At 41.4% G+C, this 19,853-nt stretch carries 22 protein-coding genes and 2 pseudogenes; 22 read left to right on the forward strand and 2 right to left on the reverse strand.

The genetic code is table 11. The annotated features are described in order from the left end of the window. Window positions 1-151 precede the first annotated feature (151 nt). The 14 genes and pseudogenes from ACFVSH_RS14345 (at window position 152) to ACFVSH_RS14410 (ending at window position 11,997) form a co-directional block, all read left to right on the forward strand. On the forward strand, window positions 152-331 hold the full coding sequence (locus ACFVSH_RS14345; RefSeq protein WP_387706518.1) for a hypothetical protein: 180 nt from the start codon (window positions 152-154) through the stop codon (window positions 329-331). A 120-nt stretch (window positions 332-451) separates the two neighbouring features. Then, window positions 452-1,336: a PHP domain-containing protein gene (locus ACFVSH_RS14350; RefSeq protein ID WP_387706520.1), complete on the forward strand. Its 885-nt coding sequence runs from the start codon at window positions 452-454 to the stop codon at window positions 1,334-1,336. 241 nt (window positions 1,337-1,577) lie between these two features. Then, window positions 1,578-2,279: a GntR family transcriptional regulator gene (locus tag ACFVSH_RS14355; RefSeq protein WP_387706522.1), complete on the forward strand. Its 702-nt coding sequence runs from the start codon at window positions 1,578-1,580 to the stop codon at window positions 2,277-2,279. Between the two features lie 279 nt (window positions 2,280-2,558). Further along, a complete protein-coding gene (phnG, locus tag ACFVSH_RS14360) occupies window positions 2,559-2,984 on the forward strand; it encodes a phosphonate C-P lyase system protein PhnG (RefSeq protein WP_387706524.1) in 426 nt (141 codons plus the stop codon). A 12-nt stretch (window positions 2,985-2,996) separates the two neighbouring features. Then, window positions 2,997-3,614, forward strand: a complete 618-nt coding sequence (gene phnH / locus ACFVSH_RS14365) for a phosphonate C-P lyase system protein PhnH (RefSeq protein WP_387602205.1) — start codon at window positions 2,997-2,999, stop codon at window positions 3,612-3,614. After that, complete coding sequence (locus ACFVSH_RS14370; RefSeq protein WP_387602208.1) at window positions 3,596-4,732, forward strand: carbon-phosphorus lyase complex subunit PhnI; 1,137 nt, start codon at window positions 3,596-3,598, stop codon at window positions 4,730-4,732. The genes phnH and ACFVSH_RS14370 overlap by 19 nt, the downstream gene beginning before the upstream one ends. Further along, window positions 4,725-5,579: an alpha-D-ribose 1-methylphosphonate 5-phosphate C-P-lyase PhnJ gene (locus tag ACFVSH_RS14375; protein ID WP_387706526.1), complete on the forward strand. Its 855-nt coding sequence runs from the start codon at window positions 4,725-4,727 to the stop codon at window positions 5,577-5,579. The genes ACFVSH_RS14370 and ACFVSH_RS14375 overlap by 8 nt, the downstream gene beginning before the upstream one ends. Beyond that, the gene (locus ACFVSH_RS14380) at window positions 5,580-6,425 is read left to right on the forward strand and encodes an ATP-binding cassette domain-containing protein (protein WP_387706528.1); all 846 of its coding nucleotides are present in this window, start codon (window positions 5,580-5,582) and stop codon (window positions 6,423-6,425) included. It abuts the gene before it with no gap. A 31-nt stretch (window positions 6,426-6,456) separates the two neighbouring features. After that, on the forward strand, window positions 6,457-7,635 hold the full coding sequence (phnM, locus tag ACFVSH_RS14385) for a phosphonate metabolism protein PhnM (protein ID WP_387602217.1): 1,179 nt from the start codon (window positions 6,457-6,459) through the stop codon (window positions 7,633-7,635). A gap of 22 nt (window positions 7,636-7,657) precedes the next feature. Then, window positions 7,658-8,371, forward strand: a complete 714-nt coding sequence (locus ACFVSH_RS14390; protein ID WP_387602220.1) for a phosphonate C-P lyase system protein PhnL — start codon at window positions 7,658-7,660, stop codon at window positions 8,369-8,371. A 127-nt stretch (window positions 8,372-8,498) separates the two neighbouring features. After that, window positions 8,499-9,534 (forward strand): annotated as a pseudogene (gene phnD, locus ACFVSH_RS14395) (phosphate/phosphite/phosphonate ABC transporter substrate-binding protein). A gap of 27 nt (window positions 9,535-9,561) precedes the next feature. Next, window positions 9,562-10,350, forward strand: coding sequence for a phosphonate ABC transporter ATP-binding protein (gene phnC / locus ACFVSH_RS14400; protein WP_349727796.1), 789 nt, complete (start codon window positions 9,562-9,564; stop codon window positions 10,348-10,350). Continuing rightward, the gene (locus ACFVSH_RS14405; protein ID WP_387706530.1) at window positions 10,340-11,125 is read left to right on the forward strand and encodes a PhnE/PtxC family ABC transporter permease; all 786 of its coding nucleotides are present in this window, start codon (window positions 10,340-10,342) and stop codon (window positions 11,123-11,125) included. Before phnC ends, ACFVSH_RS14405 begins: the two co-directional genes overlap by 11 nt. 59 nt (window positions 11,126-11,184) lie before the next feature. Further along, complete coding sequence (locus tag ACFVSH_RS14410; RefSeq protein ID WP_387602623.1) at window positions 11,185-11,997, forward strand: PhnE/PtxC family ABC transporter permease; 813 nt, start codon at window positions 11,185-11,187, stop codon at window positions 11,995-11,997. A 297-nt stretch (window positions 11,998-12,294) separates the two neighbouring features. Here the strand turns inward: ACFVSH_RS14410 and ACFVSH_RS14415 are convergent, their stop codons facing one another. Together ACFVSH_RS14415 and ACFVSH_RS14420 are read right to left on the reverse strand one after the other, a co-directional pair. Further along, the gene (locus ACFVSH_RS14415) at window positions 12,295-12,798 is read right to left on the reverse strand and encodes a DinB family protein (RefSeq protein WP_387706532.1); all 504 of its coding nucleotides are present in this window, start codon (window positions 12,796-12,798) and stop codon (window positions 12,295-12,297) included. A 347-nt stretch (window positions 12,799-13,145) separates the two neighbouring features. Then, window positions 13,146-13,742 (reverse strand): TetR/AcrR family transcriptional regulator, encoded by a 597-nt coding sequence (locus ACFVSH_RS14420; protein ID WP_387706534.1) that lies wholly within the window; start codon window positions 13,740-13,742, stop codon window positions 13,146-13,148. Window positions 13,743-14,133: 391 nt separating this feature from the next. On the opposite strand from ACFVSH_RS14420, the gene ACFVSH_RS14425 reads away from it, so the two are divergent. The 8 genes and pseudogenes from ACFVSH_RS14425 to ACFVSH_RS14460 form a co-directional block, all read left to right on the forward strand. Further along, window positions 14,134-14,889 (forward strand): SDR family NAD(P)-dependent oxidoreductase, encoded by a 756-nt coding sequence (locus ACFVSH_RS14425; protein WP_387706536.1) that lies wholly within the window; start codon window positions 14,134-14,136, stop codon window positions 14,887-14,889. A 150-nt stretch (window positions 14,890-15,039) separates the two neighbouring features. Then, window positions 15,040-15,222, forward strand: a complete 183-nt coding sequence (locus tag ACFVSH_RS14430) for a hypothetical protein (protein ID WP_387602238.1) — start codon at window positions 15,040-15,042, stop codon at window positions 15,220-15,222. Between the two features lie 369 nt (window positions 15,223-15,591). After that, entirely contained in the window at window positions 15,592-16,260 is a 669-nt protein-coding gene (locus ACFVSH_RS14435; protein WP_387706538.1) for a YdeI/OmpD-associated family protein, read from the forward strand. Between the two features lie 118 nt (window positions 16,261-16,378). Continuing rightward, window positions 16,379-17,389 carry a permease gene (locus ACFVSH_RS14440; RefSeq protein ID WP_387706540.1) on the forward strand — a complete coding sequence of 337 codons (1,011 nt, stop codon included), beginning with the start codon at window positions 16,379-16,381 and terminating at the stop codon, window positions 17,387-17,389. After that, on the forward strand, window positions 17,389-18,153 hold the full coding sequence (locus tag ACFVSH_RS14445) for a TIGR03943 family putative permease subunit (protein ID WP_387706542.1): 765 nt from the start codon (window positions 17,389-17,391) through the stop codon (window positions 18,151-18,153). Before ACFVSH_RS14440 ends, ACFVSH_RS14445 begins: the two co-directional genes overlap by 1 nt. A gap of 145 nt (window positions 18,154-18,298) precedes the next feature. Continuing rightward, window positions 18,299-18,754 (forward strand): RrF2 family transcriptional regulator, encoded by a 456-nt coding sequence (locus tag ACFVSH_RS14450; RefSeq protein WP_063232644.1) that lies wholly within the window; start codon window positions 18,299-18,301, stop codon window positions 18,752-18,754. Window positions 18,755-18,828: 74 nt separating this feature from the next. Further along, entirely contained in the window at window positions 18,829-19,539 is a 711-nt protein-coding gene (locus tag ACFVSH_RS14455) for a DsbA family oxidoreductase (RefSeq protein ID WP_260285485.1), read from the forward strand. A 130-nt stretch (window positions 19,540-19,669) separates the two neighbouring features. Beyond that, window positions 19,670-19,853: pseudogene (locus ACFVSH_RS14460) on the forward strand (hypothetical protein); the annotation flags it as partial.

Here is a 19,853-nt window from a genome sequence, read left to right on the forward strand (position 1 = left end):
CTCGCTTTTCCTGCAGGAGTCTCGCGCCTTCCGTTCCAATCAACTGGAATGTTTTAAAAAAAATCTGCAGGTGCACTCGCTTTTTCTTTATGTTGTCGACCTAATGGGAAGAGTCTCATCCCGAACCTAGATTAAGACAAGGTTATCCTTCATGTTTTTTTTAGTAATCCTTAATGAATTGAAGAAATTTGCGACACTCCTGCCGAATAACTGGCTAGCCGAGACTCCGGAGACGCTTGCGGCGAGGAGGCTTGGCAGACAGTCGGCGGAAAGGGAGCTGATTTCTGAAATCAACTCGGATGTTTTATTTTCTGATGCCTTAAATCCTTAAGTATTTTCACCAAACTGTATGGCTTTTGCACTTTTACGTTTTTTTACATCTTCTTAACGGGACCGACATGGCACTAAGTTAAAATGATGATGGGTAACGAATAAGAATGGGGGGATTGGCATGAAGGTTGAATTACATTGTCATACGAACATTTCAGATGGTTCCAGTTCTTTTGAAGAACTATTGGAGGTTGCAAAAAGGGAGAGCATTGGCCATGTAGCGATTACGAATCACGATACAACGATGAGATTGCATGAGATGGTGGAACGGGGAAAGGAAATAGGAATTGAAATCATCCCTGGTATAGAAGTTTCTGGTTATGACTTTGCAAGAGGAAGGCGTGTACATATTTTGGGCTATTTTGTTGAGCCTGGTCATAAGGCACTTGAGGAGCTATGTAATCCACTGATTCATAAGAGGAATGCAGCTTCTGAAAAAATGGTGGAACGGCTGATTCATGCAGGATATCGAATAACTTGGGATCAGGTTTCTAAATTCAAGGGAGGAACCGGCGTTTATAAACAGCATATTATGCTGGCACTAAGGGAATCGGGGTATACGGATTCTATCTATGGAGATTTGTATAAGAAGATCTTCAGTCGCGGCCAAAATGGAGAAGAGCCAGGCATTGCTTTCATTCCTATGGAGTATGTGGATGCCATCCTTGCTGTGAAGGCGATTCGTGCTGCCGGGGGCGTTCCAGTCCTTGCTCATCCTGGACAATACGGGAGCTTCGAAATGATTCCTGATCTTGTAGAAGCAGGGCTTGAAGGGATTGAGGTTCTTCATCCGCATCATGGTCGTGAAGAAGAGGAAAGAGCGATTTCATATGCAGATCAATATAATCTCATTAAGACAGGAGGTTCGGATTTTCATGGGGATTATGGGGAGAAGCCGATTCGGCTTGGCAGTATGAGCCCTGGAAAGGAATGTGTGGATGCTTTGAAATTAAGGAAAAAAAGCATGTCCATTAATGATGTAGTATTGAAAAATATCGATTTATGAAGCCAGGAAAATTTGCTTTGAAAGCGACCTGATCATATGCTGGATGAGCAATTTGAAAGACTGAACGATCCAGGATGCTGTAAGGAAAAGGTCCATAAAAAAATATTCCCTTTCGTTCTGGTATTTGACCAGGACTTTTTTTTTACAAGAAAATCATGGTAGCTTCATATTTTCTCATTACACTGACATTAACAAGGGAAATAGGTATTGGGCTGATCTAATATTTAAAGGGGGATTTCTGTTGGCGGAAAAAAACTTTTTAGTGGATCATTTAATATCGGAAATTAAGAGTGGGACCTTTCAATTGGATAAAAAGTTACCTTCGGAGCATATACTCGCTGATCAATTTAATGTTCCAAGAATGGTTGTCAGGAAGGCATACGAGCAGCTTCAAGATTTAGGCTTTATCTATTCGAAGCAAGGTAAGGGAAGTTATGTCCAGGAAAGCAAGAAGCAAATTCCGTTAATTCTATCCGGAGATGTCAGTTTCACCGAGAAAATGAAAGAATTCCAGTTTTCCTTTCAAACGGATACTATTTTTTGCGAAGAAATTTCTTATGATCAGAAGATCTTTCAAAGCCTCGAGGCGGAAAGGGATGACGTGGTCTTTAAAATTGGCAGGCTTAGGTTAATGGAAGGTTTCCCGATTGCTCTTCATACATCTTTTGTAGCAAAATCAACATTTCCTGAAATTGAAAAGGACGGTCCTGACATTACCTCTATGTTTCAATATTATCGGCGGCGTGGCTTCGTGGAATTCGGATCCAGCAGCAGCACACTGAACGTGATTTTTCCTACTCTTTTCGAACGGGATATTTTACAGTGTTCAAGTTTAATTCCACTTTTGCAAGTGGAATCGTTATGCCGGGATAAGCGGAGCAATCAAGTCCTTGAGCACACGGTCATAATCTATCGAAGCGATTGTTTCACATATGTTATATAAAAACTTCCATTCGAGATATCGCTCGAATTCACAAGTAAATGCTCTGAATTCACGAGTAAAAGTACGAAACTCACGAGTAAGTGCTTCGAATTCACGAGTAAAAGTACGAAACCCACGAGTAAAGCTCGAATTCACGAGTAATGGTACGAAATTTTGAATAGTGTAGGTCCGGCTTTAACAAATTCCATACAAAGATTTACTCTTTCTTAACATACGTTCACTTGGCAACAAGATACATTGAAGATGTAGCGGGAAACTAAAACATTGGAGGCCAATGGAATGAGAAGAAGGGAAAGAACCGAGATTTTGATTCAAGGCTCTGAGGACATTGCGAGGGAATTTGCCAAGGAAATAGCAATGAAATATAAAGTTACCGTCATTCAAAAGCCAGAGAGTGCCCTTGTGTTGCTAAAAACAAGGGAAACGGCAAAAAAGAGCTTGTTTTATCTTGGGGAAATGCTGGTGACTGAATGCACGGTCCAAATCCAGGATTCAATCGGGATTGGAATCGTTATGGGGCATCGGGAAGAGCTGGCACATCGTTTAGCTATCATTGATGCTGCTTATCAGGCTAATCTTGGCGAAACGAAATCATGGTCACATGTTTTGGAAAATGAGAAAGAGAATATACAGAAAAATCTTCAAGAGCTGAATCAATCAATCTTAAGAACCAGGGTTAACTTTGAAACAATGGATGTTCAATAAGGGGGGAAAGCAATGAATTTGGATGTAGTTCATGATATACAAACTGTTTATAGAAAGCTTGTAACGGCGACTTCAAGACCTGGAACTTTAGTGGTTTTCGAGAGGGAAGCCAAGACATTGGATGTTCAAATGGAATGCCTATCTTCTACTATCCTGCTTGCACTTACTGTACTTGACCCTGAAGTGACTTTTAAGGTCATTGCCAAAGAGGGGGAGGCTGTGTCAAGAATGATCAATCAGCTTACTTATTCTAAGCCTGTCGATTTGCCGGAAGCGGATTTTATCTTTATTTTACATGATGCCTCCGAAGAGCAAATGAAGGAAGCGATAAATAAAGCAAAGGTAGGAAATCTGTTGAACCCCCATGAATCAGCCATGATCATTCTAGAAGTGCCGGATGTAACGAAAGGGGACTCAATGATCCTTTCTGGACCGGGAATTCAAGAGGAATCATTCATAAGCCTCCCGAATGTCTCCGCCTGGCTTGGTGTAAGGAACGAAAAAAACATAGAATTCCCTTTAGGAATCGATATGTATTTTGTGGATCGACAAGATCGTTTAATAGCTTTGCCGAGAACGACTGAAATTAAAGAAAATGGGGGTGAGATTATATGGGGTATGTTGCAGTAAAGGGCGGAACAAAGGCGATTGAGGAATCCATCAAACGCTTAAAGTATGAGCGGGTCAAAAAAGGGACGGCTATAGAGCTGCATAAGATAGAAGCTGGGATGAGAGGGCTGATTGACCAGGTTATGTCAGAAAGCAGTTTGTATGATCAATCTCTGGCTGCACTTGCCATTAAACAGGCTGAAGGCAATCCGGAAGAAGCTGTTTTCCTCTTGAGGGCCTATCGATCCACTTTGCCGCGAAAACATGTTTCACGTGTGATCAGTTCTGAAAATATGAAAGTGGAACGGCGGATTTCAGCTAGTTTTAAGGATGTACCTGGCGGACAGATTTTAGGTGCCACGACCGATTATACACATCGGTTACTAGATTCGGAGCTGGAAAATGAATCGGATCTAAGCATTCAAGATTGGTTACGGGCTTTTCAAGAAGAAAATCATTCAACAGAATATCAGAACCAGACAGCTGATTTAAACTCTCTGCCTAAAGTTTTGGACTACTTAAGAAGTGAAGGCTTATTAGCAAACTGTGAAAACAATGATTTACAGCCTGGGGATGTTACAAGGAAGAGTCTGGAGTTTCCTTCAATGCGGAGTGAACGCCTGCAAATTTTAACAAGAGGCCAAACCGGTGCAGTGACATCACTTGCTTATGCAGTCATTCGTGGATATGGTGCACTGCACCCGACAGTAGGGGAGCTGCGCGTAGGTCAGCTGCCAGTCCATCTCGATCACCCGCTGCTGGACGAAGGGCAAGGGGAAGATAGCTATTATATTGGGGACTTTACAGCAACGGAGGTAGAGATGCTCATTCCGCTTACGGTAGAGAAAGAACAAGGCAAAAAAGAAATGGAGTTTGAAATTGGCTATGGCATGTGCATGGGACAAAATGAAACAAAAGCAATCGCAATGGGCATCCTGGATAATTGCCTGGAAAAACCAAACAAGGAGTTTCCAAGTCACAACGAGGAATTCGTCCTTTATCATATAGATTCAGTGGAATCAACGGGCTTCATCTCCCATTTGAAGATGCCTCATTATGTTACGTTCCAATCCAAGCTTGATAGCATTCGGAAGTCAAAAGATAAGACCACAGAGCAGGAGGTTGGATTGGATGAATAAAACCTATAATTTTGCATTCTTTGATGAAGGGTCGAAACGGGAAATTAGAAGGGCGACACTGAAGGCCATTGCCATTCCCGGTTATCAAGTCCCATTCGCTTCAAGGGAAATGCCGATTGGGCGTGGTTGGGGCACGGGCGGCCTGCAGTTGACATTGTCATTGATCGGAAAGGATGACGTCCTTAAGGTAATCGACCAAGGCTCGGATGAATCCGTTAATGCCGTTAATATAAAAAAACTCGTATCTGACACCACTGGGGTAAGGACGACGGAAAGCACAAAAGATGCTTCTTTAATCCAGTCCAGGCACAGGGTGCCGGAAGTGCCGTTGCAACGAGACCAGATTTTAGTTCTTCAAGTTCCATTACCGGAACCTTTAAGGAACTTTGAGCCGAGCGAACATGAAACGAAAAAGCTTCATGCTGAGAGAGAGTATAGCGGTGCATGGCTTATGTTATTTGAACAAATCATGAAATACGGAATAATGGCGACGGATGCAGACCATCCGGTGATGGTACACGACAGGTATGTCATGGCACCGAGTCCAATACCAAGATTCGATAATGCCAAGCTGGACGAAAGTGAAGCGCTCATATTGTTAGGTGCAGGCAGGGAGAAAAAGGTATATGCAGTACCTCCTTATACAAATGTATCTTCATTGGCATTTGATGATTATGAATTTGAAATCGAGTCCTTTACAAATCATGCTTGCATTCTCTGCGGGTCCAATGATGTGTTTTTGGATGAACTTGTTGATGAGGAATCGGGGGAAACGTATTTCCAATGCAATGATACAAGCAATTGCCTTGAAATGGTCAATCAAAAACAATCATTGGGAGTGAATTAAATGTCTGTGCTTGAGGTACCCGTATTATCGGTTAAACAAATGAACAAACAGTACGGTAGCGGATGTTCAATTTGTAAACATATGAAATTGGGAAAAGTGGCGAAAAACTATTGTCATGAATGCGGGACGGTATATGCCTGTAGAGATGTGACGTTTGATTTGTATCACGGTGAAGTTCTCGGAATTGTAGGGGAAAGCGGCAGCGGCAAATCCACTTTGATGAAAAGTTTATATTTTGACGATGAAGTAACAGATGGAGAAATGTATGTGGCTGGCTTTGAGGATGGAGAAAAGAATTTATTCATGGAGTCTGCCCAGAAAAAAAGATTCATTCGAAACCACCTGATGGGGAAGGTTTATCAAAACCCGATTCTAGGGTTGAAAATGGATTTCTCCTCGATAGGCAATATCGCCGAAAAGTTAATTTCAGCTGGGAACAGACATGTTGGTAGAATGGAAACAAGAGGCGCCGAACTCCTTGAAGCAGTCAATATTCCCATTCATCGAATGAAAGAAGAACCAAGGAATTTCTCAGGCGGAATGCAGCAACGGGTCCAGATAGCCAAAGCATTGTCCAACAATCCCCCCATACTGCTTTTGGATGAGGTCACCACGGGCTTGGATTTATCCGTTCAAGCAAGTGTATTGGATCTAATTAAAGGTCTCCAAAGAGATTTGAATATCAGCATTGTATTGGTATCCCATGATTTGGGCGTAATCCGGATGCTTGCAGACCGTACGCTCGTCATGCTGGAGGGGAAAGTAATCGAGCAAGGTTTAACAGATCAAATACTCGAAGATCCACAGCATCCTTATACCCAACAATTAGTACACTCACTGCTGTAAAAGAATCTAAAGGAAAATGGGGGAAGAGACATTGTTGCTGATTAAAAATGGGAAAATAATAACGGAAGACACGATCCTGATGGACCATGATCTCTTAATTAAGGATGATAGAATTTGCCGGATTGCACCTGTGGGAGAAATAGAAACAAGTCCTGAGATGGAAGTGCTGGACGCTTTGGGTGGATATGTTTCACCCGGTTTCATTGATCTCCATTCGGATTATATTGAACATATGACTGCGCCGCGGCCGACTTCGTTAATGAATTTTCATTTGAGCTTAAGAGAAACGGAAAAGGAACTGATCACGCACGGGATCACGACCATGTTTCATTCCCTGTCGCTCTATAAATCCACTGAATACGCATATAAGCCAATTCGGGAGCCTGAGAATGTAAGGAAGCTCATCGACTTAATTGATCAAACACATACGATGAAGCACCTGGTCCGTCATCGGTTTCATGCCCGGTATGAAATCGATAATTTGGAGGATATTGATAGTTTAAAAGAATATGTTTCCGAAAAGAAAGTGCATCTGGTCTCATTCATGGACCATACTCCAGGACAAGGGCAGTATCGGCATCTTGAGATATATCGAAACACTTTAAGGGGATATAACAATTATAGTGATGAAGCCATTGATGTGATGATCCGGACTCATCAAGTGAAAGAAAAGCTGACGATTGAAAGAATGAGGGAAATTGCACTTCTAGCAAAGGAAAATAATATAGCCGTTGCCTCACATGATGATGATTCATTAGAGAAGCTTGAATTGGTTCACAGCTTTGGAACGAGTATAAGTGAATTTCCAATCACACTTGAAATTGCCCGTAAGGCCCATGATATGGGGATGTATACCATAGCCGGTGCACCGAATGTGCTTTTGGGAGGTTCTCACAGCGGGAACTTAAGTGCCTCTGAAGCCATTCAGGATGGAAGCATAGACATATTATGCAGTGATTATTACCCTGCGGCCCTGCTGCATTCAATGTTTGAATTGGTCGAAAACCATGGGATGGATCTTGTCGATATGTTTAAGCTAGTTACGATTAATCCCGCAAGGGCAGTCAAGATGGAGGACGAAATTGGATCGATTCACGAAGGGAAAAAGGCTGACATACTTATCATTGAAAAAATTTCGGGTGATTTCCCTGTAATAACAACTGTGATTGTAGACGGAAAAATGATTCAAAAAACGAATTACAGGATCTGAATTTTAGAAAGCGGGTGGCAAAGTGGAGAACATATTGGAGATCAGTGATTTATCCAAGTCTTTTATTTTACATAATCAACGCAAGAATATCCATGCGGTCAGCGACATTACGATCACAGTGAAAAAAGGCGAATTCATTGGCATTGCAGGCAAGAGCGGCAGCGGAAAATCTACGATCCTAAAATCGATTTATGGTACCTATCGAGTTCAAAAAGGAGACATCCGGTATGAATCTTCCCACTATGGTGCGATTAATCTGGCAAAAGCTACTGAAAGGGAAATGATATACCTGCGTAAGCATGAGATAGGCTATGTATCCCAATTTTTAAATGTCATGCCAAGAACTACAGCAAGGCAGCTCGTTACCGGTGCCATCCTTGAAATGGGACAAACCAAGGAAATGGCCAATATCGAAACGGAAAAAATCCTCGACCACTTCGAAATAGGAAAAGAGCTATGGGACAGTTATCCTGCTACTTTTTCAGGAGGGGAGAAGCTAAGGTTAAATATAGCAAGAGCAATGGTGAAAAGGCCGCGGCTCCTCTTGTTGGATGAACCGACAGCAAGTTTGGATCACGATTCTAAATTGAAGGTGAAAACCCTGCTAGAACAGCTAATGAAAGAAGGAACGACCATGCTTGGTATTTTTCATGACTTGGAGTTCATGAATCGGTTAGTGAATAAAGAATATAGCATACACAATGGATGTTTCACTCAAGCCACTCAAAAAATTTAACGACGAATTCACACAAATTTTACTGAATATTCAGCCGCCTTAACGGCAGGTTAGCATTGTACCGGTATTGTTATATGGGAAGTGTTGAAATAAGACAAGATCTTTTAAATGGGAGGGAAGATTTAACGTGAAAAAATCGATGATGTCCATATTGATGTTAGTTATTTTGCTGGTGTTCACAGGCTGTTCTTCCACCAGTTCAACAGGTGCAAATGAAGATGATACATTAACCGTGGCATGGCTGCCAAATGAATCCGGGGAAGATTTAGGGGAAGCCCGCGATGAAATCGGGAAGATCTTGGAGGAAGCCACAGGAATGAAAGTCGAACATAAGACAACTACGGATTATAACATTGCAATAGAGGCAATTGCTAATGGAAACGCAGATTTAGCATTCCTGGGAGCGCAAGGATATATTGAAGCAAACAACAAAAACGATAGTGTTCAGCCTCTAGTTGTTCCAAGCGGTGAATCAGGTACGTTGGATGATGCAGTCTATAATAGCTGGCTGGCCGTTCAAAATGCAGATGACTATAAAATCAACGGCGAATACAAGATTGACGGAATTCAAGGGAAAAAGTTCTCTTTCGTATCAAATAGCTCTACGTCTGGCTTCAAAGTTCCTTCCACAGGAATCGTTGATTATTTTTCACAGCAAGATAAGTTTAAGGAATTAAAGGCCGAGGATTTATTGGAAGGCGGGAAAGATAAATTCTTCAGTGAAGTGCTTTATGGCGGTTCACACCAAGGATCGGCTGTTAATCTTTTGACAGGGAAAGCGGAAGTGGCAGCTTTTTGTGACACATGTGTCAATAATTATGTAGAGCTGGCTGATGGGGAAGAGAATAAAGCAGGTGCCGTGTATAAGGTTAAGAAGGATGCAGCTGAACCCTTCAACACAGTTGCAGATAAAACATTCTCACTCATTTCAGTGACTCCGGTTCTGAATGCACCTTTCGTTGTCAACACCGAATTAGTCAGTGAGGAAACACGTAAAAAAATTCTTGAAACGTTGATATCCGATGAAATGGCAAATAACGAGAAAGTTTTTGTACCGGGAAGATTCTAAGTCATCAGGTCTATTTAAACGGGTGAGCGGAAAAGAAAAAATGGTAGAAGTCGAGGATGACTGGTTCAATCCAATTCGGGAATTATCGAAATAAAGGCAATAAAATGCAGGAGGTTCATACATGAAAACATTATTGGAAGTGAAAAATGTCTCAAAACATTTTGGAAATGGTACAAAGGCGTTATCCAATATTGACTTCACTGTGAAAGAAGGAGAGTTCGTTTCCATCATAGGGCCATCAGGAGCAGGGAAATCAACTCTCCTTCGGTGCATCAATAGGATGATCGATGCTTCTAGCGGAGAAATCATTTTTGATAATGATCATGTATACAAGGTGAATAAAAGGGAGTTAAAGAAAGTACGCAGGAAAATAGGGATGGTTTTTCAACATTACAATCTTGTAAATAGACTAAGTGTGATTGAAAATACCCTGCATGGACGATTAGGCTATAAATCCACACTGGCTGGAATCCTTGGCCTTTATAGTGAAGAGGAGAAACTTCAGGCTGCTAAAGTTCTCCAAATTCTCGGTCTGGAAGATCTGATCTATAAAAGATCCGATCAGTTGAGCGGAGGCCAGAAACAACGGGTTGGCATTGCGCGGGCGCTTATCCAAAATCCTAAATTGCTATTATGCGATGAACCGATTGCCTCCCTTGACCCGAATTCTTCCAAAGTGATCATGGATCATTTAAGGAATATCTGCACTTCCATGGGAATCACAGTCGTAGTCAACCTGCATCAAGTCGATGTTGCCCTTAAATATTCGGATCGAATCATCGGTGTGAATGGCGGGAAGATTGTTTTCAATGGCACAACTCAAAATATTTCCTCAAATGATATCCATCAGATTTATGGATCAGATGAAGGAAAATTGATTTTTGATTTGGGAGGTTCCCATGTCGGCTGATGTTTTTGCAAAAAAGAGAAGAAATTCACTTGCATTGTTTTTGCTTATAGGGACTGCGACGGCTGTTTCCATTATCATTACAGAATTCAGCATCGCAAAAGGGGTTACTTCGGTTCCTAAGGCCATACAATGGTCGTTATCGAATTTTTATCCAACAAAGGATTCCCTTACCAAACTCCCGGACATTTTGATAAAGCTGAAAGAAACGCTTTTAATATCCATTGCTGCAACCACACTCGCAGGAATATTGGCCTTTGTATTTGCGATATTGGGTTCCAATACGACAAGGGTGAATGCTTTTTTCGGAGGGTTTAGCCGCGGGGTAGCCGTTTTATTTAGAAATATTGATGTCTCAATATGGGCGTTAGTTCTGTTATTTTCATTCGGACAGAGTTCCTTGACCGGCTATTTTGCTTTGTTTTTTGGATCTTTCGGTTTTTTAACACGAGCTTTCATTGAAACGATTGATGAAGTGAGCTGCAGTTCCGTAGAAGCTTTGCAGACTACCGGCGCAAGTTATCTAACCGTCATTTCGCAGTCTGTTATCCCTTCAGCCATTCCGCAAATGATCAGCTGGATACTTTTTATGATTGAAACGAATATCAGGAACGCAACATTGGTCGGACTGCTTACAGGATCGGGTATTGGTTTTACGTTTAATCTTTATTATAAAAACTTGAGTTATGACATTGCCAGTCTTGTCGTCATAACGATCATCATTTCGATATTATGTATTGAATTGATCTCAAATTATGTGAGGAGGGTGATTTTATAATGCAGGCAGAGGGTCCGATCAAACCATTTCCTTCTCCTACTGGCCAGGATATAGATAGAATGCTACTTGAACGACTATCCAAAAAGCCCTTCTCGAAATCCTCGATCGCCATTAGGTTGAGTGTGCTGGTACTAGCAGTTTTGACCATATACGCTTTTGCCAGTTTTGATTATAAGGATGTAAAACTGTGGGACGCGCTATTATTGACCGTCGATAATTTGAAGACCATGTTTTTTGAGCCGCATTTGAAGCACTTTACCTTCACCCAAGCGCTTTATCAGGTGTCGGTTACATTAGGCTTAGCTTTCTTAACGACAATATTTGGTGCAATCATTGCCCTGATGTTGGGACTATTAGCGGCTGGAAATATCTCGTCCAAGTCATTATCGATTGTCATAAAGGGATCGGTGGCCCTGATTAGAGCCGTGCCTACCGTGTTATGGGTCCTCATTTTTGCAGTCGCTGCAGGGTTGGGCAGTGTAGCGGCAGTTATAGGGATGACGTTTCACTCCATAAGTTACCTTGTAAAGGCCTACTCGGAATCCTTTGAGGAAATTGATAAAGGTGCTATAGAAGCCCTGCAAGCAAGCGGTGCGAATTGGTGGCAAATCGTGTTCCAAGTCATCATTCCATCATCGATCACATATATCATTTCATGGACTTTCATGCGCTTTGAAATCAATTTTGCAGTGGCGGTCGCAATGGGAGCAGCGGCAGGCGCAGGAGGAATCGGTTTCGATATGTTCATGGCAAGTGGATTTTACTTTGACTTGAGTGAAATTGGAGCAATCACTTATTTTATCCTGATGATTGCAATCTGTCTTGAAATCTTCGCAACACAAATCAAAAGGAAACTAAAAGTATCATCTTGATGCTAGAATAGGGAAATATGGGTGCTGACACAATCTATCAATTTGGTGCAGCCCCCGACAGTCCGTTCGTTTCATAGAATGCATGAAAGGAGACCACAAAATGAAGTGGTCTCAGTTTGTAGACAAATGGTGTTCTATCTGAATTTTTAAAGAAGTTGATTGGAGCGGAAGGTACGAGACTCCTGCTTAGAAAAGCGAGTGCCTGGAGGAAACGTACAAAATTGTAAAAAGCCTTACATTCTTAGACCGCAAAATGAAGTTTGGTAATCGACTTACATGTTGTCATTGCCTGAAAGGTTATATAAGGGCGGACTTTATTTCTTGTATCTGCTTGATATGCCTTTGTTCATGCAAGGATAATAATTCAATCCATTGATCCAATGAGAGGTCCCCGAACAGGGGATGCTTGGCTTTCTTTCTATTTAACAAGATATCTGAATCCATATCATAAAGAACCTGTAATAATCGATCCCTTGATTCTCCCAGCAAATCCATAAGGCTCGATAATTGAAATGGGGTTGAAGAGGGTGAAACGATGTCAGGGGCTACGAATTTCTTTGTTCTATTAGTTACCAGGTAAATGTTTTTTTGAATGATATTATTAAAATCCCTTTCCCGAATGCCATTTGCTATAGCTTCTGTAAAAACCTGTTCCGTAAGATATAAATGATGGCAAATTTGGGCGATGCCCCATACTTCAGGTACTGGCTTATGGTGAAGCATTTTTTCATCCAACTCCGTAATTTCCTCTATTAACTGTTTTCTTGATTCGAATAGCAAATCATACTCGATAAAATTCATGAGAACTCCCCTTTTGTGATACCCCCATATGAAAGCATCACTGAATTTTTGATATAGGAAAAAACAAAGGGATATCTGACTGCATAAAGAATGCATAAAAACTACGGGAAAAACACCTGGTCTAAAGTGGATTCAAGATGATTGAAGGATTGTGACACTATGTTTTGAAGCATGGTTTCTATTTAATAAAGAGTGTTAAAAGATATCTCTCATAGTACAACGAAAATGTTTCATTGGTATTTATAATTTTGAGGAAGAAATACAGATCTGAAGTCAGGTCTGCATTTCCAGGAGAATCATTTTTTCAGGAGCGTTGATACCCTAATGCCTATGCACATTACTTAAGTTTATGCCTGTAATTGACGCATTACTTGGTTAACGGAAACCTTAATGGGATGGATATCTTTTGAATTCCATAATAAAAGTCCTTGATTAAGTGAAATGAAGTAAATGGCCAGTTCCAATGGGTCACCCTCCACAAAAATTCCATCCTGCTGTCCTTTACTGATAATACGGGCAATCCCTTTCATGGCTGTAGCATATTTTTGGTTCAATTCTTGTTTAATCTCATTAGAGAGCGTATCAGAATGTTGAGCTTCAATAACAAGAACACGGCGGTCCAAGGCTTCCTCTAGTGAACCGGAAAAAGTAAGCTCGGTGAACCAAACCAGTTGATCCCAAGGTGTGCCCTTTCTATTTTCCGCTTCATGCACTGTTTCAATAAACATATCCAGTACGTTCATGATGATGGAAACATAAATATTCTCTTTTGACTTGAAGTAATGATAAAAGAGTCCATGACTTAAGTTCACGGATGATGTAATATCGCTGATTTTTGTTGCAGCAAAGCCCTTGCGTGCGAAAATCTTCAGTGCAGCACTACTGATTTCTTCATAGCGTTGATCTCGAATAATCTTAAATTGTTCATCATTTTTTGGTGCCATCGTTGATTCCTCACTTGCTGAATAATATTTCATCATTGTTGCATATGAACTGATTATAAAAAAAAGGCCGGTAGGAAATTTTTCAGTTTATAAACACTCTACCATATAAGTTAAAAGTTTATCATAAAAAATGGTGATGGGGATTTTTAACATTCACACTAACTTATTTCGATGGAAAAGGGAGGTTATCCTTGTTCTTTAGCGAATGATTTTTTTGATTGACTCACCAGTCAACTTTTTGATTGACTTGTAAGTCAACGTTATATATTATTGGTTCATGCTAGTGTGCATATTCACAATGCTGATGTAAAAAGCATGATTGAATGATTTATGCATGGAGAAGCAGTTCTTTGCATTTCAAAAAATACATGTATTAAAAGGGGATAGAAAAATGAGTAGACTTCAAGGGAAAACCGCTATCATCACTGGGGCAGCTGGCGGTATTGGTAAAGGTATGGCCATGGCTTTTGTTAAAGAAGGAGCAAAAGTGGCAATCATCGATTTAAATGAAGAACTTGGGAACCAAACGATAAAAGAATTACAAGAATATCAACCAGAATCCATATTCATCCAAGCTAATCTTGCAGAGCATGAGAAATTGGCTTCAATCGTTAAAGAAGTGGCTGATCAATTCGGGAAAATTGATATCTTGGTAAATAATGCACACGCTTCAAGAATGGCTTCCATTGCTGACACAACACAAAAAGAATTGGATTTATCCTTTAATACTGGATTCTATCCAACCTTCTACTTCATGCAAGCTGCATTGCCTTACTTAAAGGAAACACAGGGCAAAATCATTAACTTTGCATCAGGTGCCGGGATTAATGGTGATGTCAATCAAGGTACGTATGCAGCAGCAAAAGAAGCAATCCGTGGAATTACCCGTGTTGCAGCAAATGAATTCGGTCCATTCGGCATCAATGTAAATATCATTGCCCCGATTGCCAAATCACCTGGCATGCTTCAATGGGCAGAAGAACAACCAGAATATTATCAAAACATGCTAGCTAAAATTCCTCTAAGAAGACTTGGTGAGCTTGAAAGTGACATCGGACGTACAGCTGTATTCTTGGCTAGTGAGGATTCTGATTATATTACTGGTCAAACAATCATGGTGGATGGCGGTTCCATTAAATTACGTTAAGTGGATGATAGCTTGGTGTTTATCGGCCAAGAAATCCGTTATTAAACAATAATAGCCATTAATAACCAGTAGTATTTCGTTCAAATCGATAACGCTACTGGCTTTACTGAGGAGATGTTGATGCAATTCGCGAACTTAGGGGAAACATCAATGAGTAAGAAGAAAAAAATCCATTTTGCTTGGTGGCTATTAGCTGGATTAGCTATTATGGTCGGTATCGCCAAAGGCGGCATTATGACTGCAGGCGGATTGTTTTTGACACCTATGACAGAGGATTTGGGCATTATGGGAAGCTTATCCCCGTACTTCAGTATTTCATCAATCTCACCATGATTTTCCTGCCGATTGCAGGCAAAATGATGGCGAAATATGATATTAGATTAATATTAGTGTTAGGAGTTATTTTACAAGCAGGATCATTCGCTTCACAGGTAGCTATACATCCGTACTCTATGCGATTGCTATCATGTTAATCATCAATTTAGCATTGATCATCCTTGCTTTCAAAGGGAAAAATAAACTCGAGAAAGCTGGGCATTGGAATTGATTTTTTCTTTGGCATGAGCCAAGATATTAAAAAGGGCGGGAGAATTATTTCCCGTCCTTTTTCTCTTGAATAAGGAAACAATAAGAAAAGTTGCTAACGCAATGGGGAGCTTATAAAATGAGGATGGACAACATGAACGAGGATGGTGTATGACAATGGCTAAAACAATAGTAGAAAAACTGAATTTACATAAATATGAAAGTGTGGCAGTCTTGAATCTGCCAGCTGGGGCGGATTATTTAGCAGAGCTGCCGGATTACGATACAGAGCTTACTGAAAATGCCTATGATCTTATATTTGCTTTTGTATTGGATATGGATTCTTTAAAAGGAATCGTGGATAAGGTGATCGAGAATAATCATTTGAGTAAAAACGGCTATATTTATTTGGCTTACCCAAAGAAAGGTAATAAAGAATATGCTACATATATTCATCGTGATGATCTGATGCAAGGCCTTGGTGCGGATGATGATGGCTATGTTGGCCCGAGTGACCTGAAGTTTGCACGTATGGTCGGGTTGGATGATGTCTTTACGGTAGTCGGACTGAAAGAAGACTCGAAAAATAGGAACCGTCCATCTACTAAAGCAAGCCAATCAGTAGATGATTATATCGAAATGATTTCCGAAATTGAGAAAGATTTGCAGGATTCTCCTGATTTGCTTGCGTTCTATCAATCACTTACCCCGGGGTATCGCAAGGATTGGGCCCGTTACGTGTATAGTGCAAAACAAGAGGCTACCCAAGTGAAACGGCGCAAGGAAATGAAAACGATTTTAGGAGAAGGTTACAAGAGCAGGGATCTATATCGTAGAAATAAATGAGGGTGGGGAATGTTCTTCCATTCTCTTTTTTTCATGTTCTGTTCATCCTATCAAAAGCATATACTAGACCGAATCCGAACTTAAATCGTAATAATTTTGATTTGCGAGGTGACAGAATATGCTTTTGAAACGATACACGGGAAATTTGCTGTTAGTGCTGCTGCTTTTTTCGATGCTTGCATTCTTTTTCCTAGGCGATGTATTCATTCCCGAAGCGCTTGATTTCTCGGGCTACCCGATGCTTCACTCTGTGTTCGTCGTGTTTTTGGGATTGTTTTTAGAATCGATTCCTTTCCTGTTCCTGGGGGCCATTGCTTCATCGTTCATCCAGTTGTTCATCAGTGAAGAAATCATTCAGCGGATGATACCAAAAAGACCCCTGATGGCCATTTTTGCTACGATAGGGGCGGCGCTGGTCATTCCGGTTTGCGAATGTGCAATCATCCCGGTCGTCCGGAGATTGATCCAAAAGGGTGTCCCGGTCCATGCAGGTGTGGTCTTGCTCGTAACTGCCCCAATATTGAATGTCATCGTGTTCGGTTCAACTTATTATGCGTTCCAAAATAATCCGGCCATTCTATATGGAAGAATTATTCTTTGTGTCCTGACGGCCATAATTGCAGGTTTATTCATTCATATATTCAGCACGAAAGATGTGGTGAAAGAGGAGAGGCTGGAACTGGTACACGGGCATGAACATGATCTTCAGTCCAGTAAATGGACAAGCTTTTTGGAACATACTTCACAGGAGTTTTTTATGGTCGGCAGATACTTTATCATCGGGGCCTTGTTTGCCAGTGTATTTCAAGTGTTTATGGATCGGTCCGTAATGGCCGGTATTGGTCAGGCGCCAATAAAAGGCACGGCATTGATGATGGGCATTGCATTTTTGCTTTCACTCTGTTCATCAGCCGATGCATTCGTTGCTGCCTCCTTTTCCCATAGCTTTCTGCCAGGCTCCATACTCGGTTTCCTTGTATTTGGTCCCATGCTGGATTTGAAAAATGTCCTGATCATGATGTCCTGTTTTAAACGGAGCTTCGTCGTCATGTATGTCCTGCTTGTTTTCGCAGTCGTCTTCAGCCTATGCCTGATTGCAAGTGGATTGATCAGTAAGGGGGGCTTCTGATGAAACGTTTATTTATCCAGAGACTTGAAGGATTACTGCTGCTTGGACTGGGTCTCATGATCTTTAAATTGTATGTTTCAGGATATTTAACGAAATTGATTGCACCCAAAATGATTCCATATGCATTGGCGGCGCTTTTTGCCTTTTTAGTGATCAGCCTTATCCGAATGAAAAAACAAAAACAAGGTGGACATCATTGTGATTGCGGATCGAATGGAGAGTCTTCCTTTTCCGCACTGGTCCTGAATTATAGTTTGTTCTTCATTCCGATTCTTCTGGGCTTCATCTTGACCGATTTTACATTAAGCGGGGAAGTGCTGGCGAAAAGGGGGCTGGCGAAGCAGCAGACACAGATGGTAAGTTCATATGATTCAGGGAAACATGCGAATGGGGAGAAAATCTCGGTAACCGATGATAATTATTTTGAAGTACTGGATGATTTACTGAACAACCTCGATACGATCGAGGGGAAGGAAATAGAGATTTCGGGGTTCATATACCGTGAGGATACATTTAAGAAAAAACAAATGGCCATCTCCCGCCTCTCCATGTCCTGCTGTGTGGTCGATGCCACGTTATATGGATATATGGTCAACGGGAATGTGGAAGGAATGAAGACGAATGATTGGTATACGATTACAGGGACATTAAAAAAAGGAAGGTATAAAGGGGAGCCCGTACCTGTGATCGATTTAAAGGAGTCGAAGAAAATAAAGGCACCCGAAGAAGCTTATTTATATGAAAATGTACAAATCATTCAGTAGAATTGGAAAATCCGGCAAAAGATGCTTTTGACAGTCCGGAAAATCGTGCACTGCGGTCGAAAAAACGGAAACGGCGCCATTTGTTCAGGAGCACGTAACATAGTATAATGACCTTACCATGGATAGGGCGTAAGGGGGGATAATCATGTCTTCAGGTAATCGAAATAATCAAATCGGACCGCCGCGTTTCGCTATTGCCATTCACTCTCTGGTTTGGCTCGCACAAAGCGAAAAGCTCCTGACAAGTTCGGCAATCGCCTTAAAGGTGAAGTCACACGCCACTTTTTTAAGAAGGGTGATGGCCCAGCTTGCAGCTGCGGGGATCGTTGAAACAAAGGAAGGACGGGAAGGCGGATATAGCTTGAAGGTGCCTGCGTCTCAGCTTACTTTGGCGGATGTGTATCAAGCGGTAAGGCCGGAATGCCTTGTTTGTATGGAAACGAGCGAATGCGGTGAAGTCGGGAAGCAGCTGGATACGGCATTGGAGGAAATCATGAACGAAGCCGAAAAGGAAACATTGCGCCTGCTAAAGGGCTATACATTGGAAGAATTCATGAAAAAAGTCGACTTCACCAATTTTGAAAATGAGTGTCTGGGGTAATATCCTTGCAAGAGGATACCCAGGATTATATAATGTGCTTAATGCGATTGCACTTAAAACGAGGAGGTAGTTACATGAAGGTGGAAATTTGGTCGGATTATCAATGTCCGTTCTGTTATATAGGAAAGCGTAGATTCGAAGAGGCGTTAAAGCAGTTTGAAAATAATGATCAGGTAGAGGTCTCATTTCGCAGTTTTGAGTTGAATCCAGAGGCTGAGCGGGATATCAATATGACTCAAAATGAAATGTTGGCCAAGAAATACGGCATGTCCCAAGCGCAGGTGGAAGCGAGCAGCCAAAACCTGACGCAACAGGCTAAAGAATTGGGACTCGATTATCATTTGGACAAAGTGGTCTTAACCAATTCGTTCGATGCTCATCGCTTGATGCACTTTGCTGAATCGAAGGGTAAAGAGAAAGAAATGAATGAACGCCTATTTAAAGCTTACTTTACCGAAGGCAAACATATTGGCGATCACGCTACATTGGCTAGTTTGGCTGAAGAGGCCGGCCTTGAAAAGTCCGAGACGGAGACCATGCTGGCAGGAACGGCTTTCACGGCAGAGGTTAGGGGAAATGAGCAAGAAGGAAGCCTGCTTGGTATTACAGGTGTGCCCTTCTTCGTCATTAACCGCAAGTATGGAATCTCCGGCGCCCAGCCAACGGAAGCATTCCTGGATACGCTAAAAAAAGTATGGGCTGAGGAAAATCCGCTTACAATCGTGAATGATCCAGCAACAGGCGACACCTGTACGGACGGTTCTTGTAACGTGCCTGAAAAATAATGCAGATATGAAGAAGGGGACCCAAAACTGGGTCTCCTTCTTTACTTAAAAAGGAAATGTTATGTACGGCAAAGAATATAGTATATAGGATGGATTTTCGAAAAAGTCCGAAATGAAAGGGAGCTAAGATGTGTATATAATGATTGGAATACTAGTCTTCGTGATTGCCTGTGCAGTAACTGCCAAACTAATTTCCTATAAATATTGGACATGTATCTATACGGCATTCGGGAATGAAAATTATTTTAAAGTGGTTGCGAAATTGGAAAGGGAAGGGATACGATTCAAAACGAAAACGCCTATGAATTTAGGCT

Source organism: Peribacillus sp. NPDC058002 (assembly GCF_042886655.1).
Lineage (GTDB): Bacteria > Bacillota > Bacilli > Bacillales > DSM-1321 > Peribacillus > Peribacillus aracenensis.

Excerpts from the sequence above, each read along its gene's own strand:
- ACFVSH_RS14345 (WP_387706518.1), top strand. The coding sequence starts at position 152 with ATGTTTTTTTTAGTAATCCTTAATGAATTGAAGAAATTTGCGACACTC.
- ACFVSH_RS14350 (WP_387706520.1), top strand. The coding sequence starts at position 452 with ATGAAGGTTGAATTACATTGTCATACGAACATTTCAGATGGTTCCAGT.
- phnG (WP_387706524.1), top strand. The coding sequence starts at position 2,559 with ATGAGAAGAAGGGAAAGAACCGAGATTTTGATTCAAGGCTCTGAGGAC.
- phnH (WP_387602205.1), top strand. The coding sequence starts at position 2,997 with ATGAATTTGGATGTAGTTCATGATATACAAACTGTTTATAGAAAGCTT.
- ACFVSH_RS14370 (WP_387602208.1), top strand. The coding sequence starts at position 3,596 with ATGGGGTATGTTGCAGTAAAGGGCGGAACAAAGGCGATTGAGGAATCC.
- ACFVSH_RS14375 (WP_387706526.1), top strand. The coding sequence starts at position 4,725 with ATGAATAAAACCTATAATTTTGCATTCTTTGATGAAGGGTCGAAACGG.
- ACFVSH_RS14380 (WP_387706528.1), top strand. The coding sequence starts at position 5,580 with ATGTCTGTGCTTGAGGTACCCGTATTATCGGTTAAACAAATGAACAAA.
- phnC (WP_349727796.1), top strand. The coding sequence starts at position 9,562 with ATGAAAACATTATTGGAAGTGAAAAATGTCTCAAAACATTTTGGAAAT.
- ACFVSH_RS14405 (WP_387706530.1), top strand. The coding sequence starts at position 10,340 with ATGTCGGCTGATGTTTTTGCAAAAAAGAGAAGAAATTCACTTGCATTG.
- ACFVSH_RS14410 (WP_387602623.1), top strand. The coding sequence starts at position 11,185 with ATGCTACTTGAACGACTATCCAAAAAGCCCTTCTCGAAATCCTCGATC.
- ACFVSH_RS14415 (WP_387706532.1), bottom strand. The coding sequence starts at position 12,798 with ATGAATTTTATCGAGTATGATTTGCTATTCGAATCAAGAAAACAGTTA.
- ACFVSH_RS14420 (WP_387706534.1), bottom strand. The coding sequence starts at position 13,742 with ATGGCACCAAAAAATGATGAACAATTTAAGATTATTCGAGATCAACGC.
- ACFVSH_RS14425 (WP_387706536.1), top strand. The coding sequence starts at position 14,134 with ATGAGTAGACTTCAAGGGAAAACCGCTATCATCACTGGGGCAGCTGGC.
- ACFVSH_RS14430 (WP_387602238.1), top strand. The coding sequence starts at position 15,040 with ATGAGTAAGAAGAAAAAAATCCATTTTGCTTGGTGGCTATTAGCTGGA.
- ACFVSH_RS14435 (WP_387706538.1), top strand. The coding sequence starts at position 15,592 with ATGGCTAAAACAATAGTAGAAAAACTGAATTTACATAAATATGAAAGT.
- ACFVSH_RS14440 (WP_387706540.1), top strand. The coding sequence starts at position 16,379 with ATGCTTTTGAAACGATACACGGGAAATTTGCTGTTAGTGCTGCTGCTT.
- ACFVSH_RS14445 (WP_387706542.1), top strand. The coding sequence starts at position 17,389 with ATGAAACGTTTATTTATCCAGAGACTTGAAGGATTACTGCTGCTTGGA.
- ACFVSH_RS14450 (WP_063232644.1), top strand. The coding sequence starts at position 18,299 with ATGTCTTCAGGTAATCGAAATAATCAAATCGGACCGCCGCGTTTCGCT.
- ACFVSH_RS14455 (WP_260285485.1), top strand. The coding sequence starts at position 18,829 with ATGAAGGTGGAAATTTGGTCGGATTATCAATGTCCGTTCTGTTATATA.